This window comes from Shewanella sp. 10N.286.52.B9 (genome assembly GCF_002873635.1).
GTDB lineage: Bacteria > Pseudomonadota > Gammaproteobacteria > Enterobacterales > Shewanellaceae > Shewanella.
Genome location: NZ_MCTY01000107.1, coordinates 1 through 3,044, shown reverse-complemented (window position 1 = coordinate 3,044; position 3,044 = coordinate 1). Strand labels below are relative to the sequence as shown.

At 43.1% G+C, this 3,044-nt stretch carries 4 protein-coding genes; 3 read left to right on the top strand and 1 reads right to left on the bottom strand.

Annotated elements, in window-relative coordinates; genetic code table 11:
- The first annotated feature begins 130 nt into the window (after positions 1-130).
- Entirely contained in the window at positions 131-871 is a 741-nt protein-coding gene (locus BCU91_RS06975; RefSeq protein WP_102531179.1) for a sulfite exporter TauE/SafE family protein, read from the top strand.
- 44 nt (positions 872-915) lie between these two features.
- Positions 916-1,695 carry a glycine betaine ABC transporter substrate-binding protein gene (locus tag BCU91_RS06970; RefSeq protein WP_102531178.1) on the top strand — a complete coding sequence of 260 codons (780 nt, stop codon included), beginning with the start codon at positions 916-918 and terminating at the stop codon, positions 1,693-1,695.
- Between the two features lie 60 nt (positions 1,696-1,755).
- Here BCU91_RS06970 and BCU91_RS06965 read toward each other — a convergent pair whose 3' ends face one another.
- Positions 1,756-2,679, bottom strand: a complete 924-nt coding sequence (locus BCU91_RS06965) for a LysR family transcriptional regulator (RefSeq protein WP_102475382.1) — start codon at positions 2,677-2,679, stop codon at positions 1,756-1,758.
- 216 nt (positions 2,680-2,895) lie between these two features.
- Between BCU91_RS06965 and BCU91_RS06960 the strand changes: the two genes are divergently transcribed.
- On the top strand, positions 2,896-3,044 hold a 149-nt coding region (locus BCU91_RS06960; RefSeq protein WP_198590444.1), incomplete at its 3' end, for an antibiotic biosynthesis monooxygenase.

Genomic DNA, 3,044 nt, shown 5'->3' with positions numbered 1-3,044 from the left:
TCACTGTCAACGAAATGACCCAAATCGCTTAAGCCAACTTTGTATTCCCCCTTATTTGAGTGAATGGCTTTAAAAGCTTTTTGCTCAAATACACTTGTTTTCATCTACGTATTTTCTTGGTTTACATATCATGATCACAGACCTTTGGTTTTATGTTGCAGCGATACCTGCCGTTTTTTTCTATGGCATGGGCAAGGGAGGGGTCGGCGGTATTTTGGGGATGCTATCGGTACCTTTGATGGCGATGAGCGTATCGCCAGTTCAAGCCGCTGCGATTTTATTACCATTATTGTGTGGTATGGATTTAATGGCGCTGTTTTACCACCACAAGAACTGCAATTACGTCGAGCTAAAAAGTATGATGCCCTTCGCTATTATGGGGGTGATGAGTGCAGCTTATTTTATGGGTAGTCTGTCAACATCTGTCGTTGAACTTATCATTGGGGGGCTGGCTTTGGTCTTTTTAACACAAAAGTTTCTGCTAAAGCAGGTTCAATTTAGCCACCCGATAAAGGGCTATGCCTTAAGTATGTTGTCTGGGTTTTCCAGTACAATTGCCCATGCCGGTGGTCCGCCTGCAAGCATGCATCTACTGCCAAAAAATCTGCCGAAAGAACAATTAATCGGCACCAGCGTAGTATTTTTCACGGTGCTTAACTTTATTAAGTTGATCCCATACAGCTATATGGGGCTGCTCGATATGCAAAACTTGATGACCTCGTTAGTTTTGGTGCCGATTGCGTTTTTAGGGGTTAGAGCCGGTGTGTGGATGGTGAATATCATCTCTCAAGAGTTGATTTACAAGATAAGTTATAGCGTTCTGTTTCTTACGGGAACCAAGATGCTCTATTCCGGCCTCACGGCACTTTAAATGCGATTTTAAAACCTCTTTTTCTTTTATCATAAGGACACGTTATGTCTAACATTATCAATCTCGGGGTTACCGATTTATCTTTTCATCGCGTTACTGCATCCATAGTTAGCCATGTCTTAACTGATATGGGTTTTCAGGTGGAACGTGTCTACGCACCACATCAAGAAAATTTCCAAAATCTAAAAGTGGGCCGTATCGACATGCTCTCTTCTGCCTGGTTACCTTCAAGCCACGGTATCTATAAATCCGATGTTGAAACGGTAGAGCCTTTGTTAGAGTTAGGTTTGCACTATAAACCGTACGCTCTATGGGGGGTGCCCGATTATGTACCTGAGGAGGTTGTTTCACAAATCAGTGACCTATTAAAACCAGAAGTCGTTAAGCGCACCAACAAACACATTCAAGGTATTAACCCAGGTGCTGGCATTACCCGATTCTCTATTGAAATGATGGACCAATATGGATTAAGCGATGAGGGTTATCATTTTCACTCTGGTTCAGAAGAGGATTGCTTTGGTGCCTACGAACGTGCGGTTGAAAATAATGAGTGGGTTATTGTGCCATTGTGGAAACCACAGTTCTTGCACCACCTATTTACTATCCGTGAATTAAAAGAGCCCAAAGGATTATTGGGTAGCGTTGATCGCGCCATATTATTACTTCGACAAGAAAGATCAATCGTATTTACCCCAGCACAGTTGGCACAGCTAGATCAATTGCGCTTTTCAAATGAAATCATCGCAGAATTGGATTACAAGGTTTGCCGTGCGGGATTAGCGGTTGATGATGTGACTCGTGAGTGGTTGGACAACCATCAGTAGTTAAGACCATCACCGCTTTACTGAGGGCTGGCAATTTCCACGCCCTCACAACCTCAACAGTTAACCCAATAGAATCCCTTTGTCCTTCATTTGGATTAGAATCTGTTCGGTCTTTTCTCTAAGCATATCCCTTAATAGGCGGACGGTTGGGGTAATAGATTGTCGGCTTGGGCATATTAACCAAAGCTCAGTGGAAGTCGGTTTATAGTCTGCCATTACATTGACCACTTTCCCTGTTAGCAAGTCATCGGCCATATCGAGGCAAGACTTGATTGCTACCCCTTTCCCCGCCACACACCAGCGCCGAACAAGATCGCCATCATTAGATGCTCTGTTACCTTTCAGTTTTACCTTAATGTCCTCTTTTCCATCATTAAACAACCACTCATTTTGCAAAATATCATGTAACTGGTAAAACAGGGCATTATGTTCAAGCAGATCATCTGGCTCGGATGGAGTACCGTATTTTGCTAAATACTCCGGGCTGGCGCACAACAGCCTTGGCACATCACAAATTTTAAAACCGTACATACTCGCATCGGTTGGTGAGCCATAGCGCAGCGCCATATCAACAGAATCTCGATAAAAATCGATGTTGCTGTCACTGATACTGGAGCGAAGTGAAACGTCTGGGTAGTCCAACAAAAATTCATCAAGCCAAGGTGTGACCACATTTCGGCCCAAATCAGACGAAAGGGCGATGCGGATCTCTCCATCAATAATCCCTAGCTCTTCACGCATGTTCATTTTGGCTTTTTCAAGCATCTGCAACGCCTCTTCACACTGAGGCAAATAACGCTCGCCGGCGGAAGATAAGCGTAAATGACGAGTCGTTCGTACAAATAATTCAACCCCTAATGATGCCTCAACACGTTTCACCGCCGCACTTGCCGTTGCCGTGCGCATATCCAGATTTGTCGCAGCAGCAGTGATGCTGCGAAACTCTGCGACTTTTAAAATGACCTGAAAATCCTCTAAGAGCATAACCGTTACCTTTTAATCAGTGTGTTAACAAAATCTGAAAATGACTATCCCTTTATATCGCACCACATGAAATATTAAAAGATTATTATCAAATTTTAATTGGTAATTATTCAATTGATGGGCTGTTTTTCATTGGTAATGTTCGCACTATTATACCTCCATACCAACAACGCAGTGCGCTAAGCACGGCACTAACTCAGAACGAAGGAAACTCCTATGACTACATTAACGATTGTTGCAAACATCAAAGCCAATGACGACAAAATTGAACTTGTGAAAGCTGAGCTACTAAAACTTATCGAGATAACTCGTGCTGAAGAAGGTTGCATCAACTATGACCTTCATCAAGACAACGACAACCCAGC

Excerpts from the sequence above, each read along its gene's own strand:
- BCU91_RS06965 (WP_102475382.1), bottom strand. The coding sequence starts at position 2,679 with ATGCTCTTAGAGGATTTTCAGGTCATTTTAAAAGTCGCAGAGTTTCGC.
- BCU91_RS06975 (WP_102531179.1), top strand. The coding sequence starts at position 131 with ATGATCACAGACCTTTGGTTTTATGTTGCAGCGATACCTGCCGTTTTT.
- BCU91_RS06970 (WP_102531178.1), top strand. The coding sequence starts at position 916 with ATGTCTAACATTATCAATCTCGGGGTTACCGATTTATCTTTTCATCGC.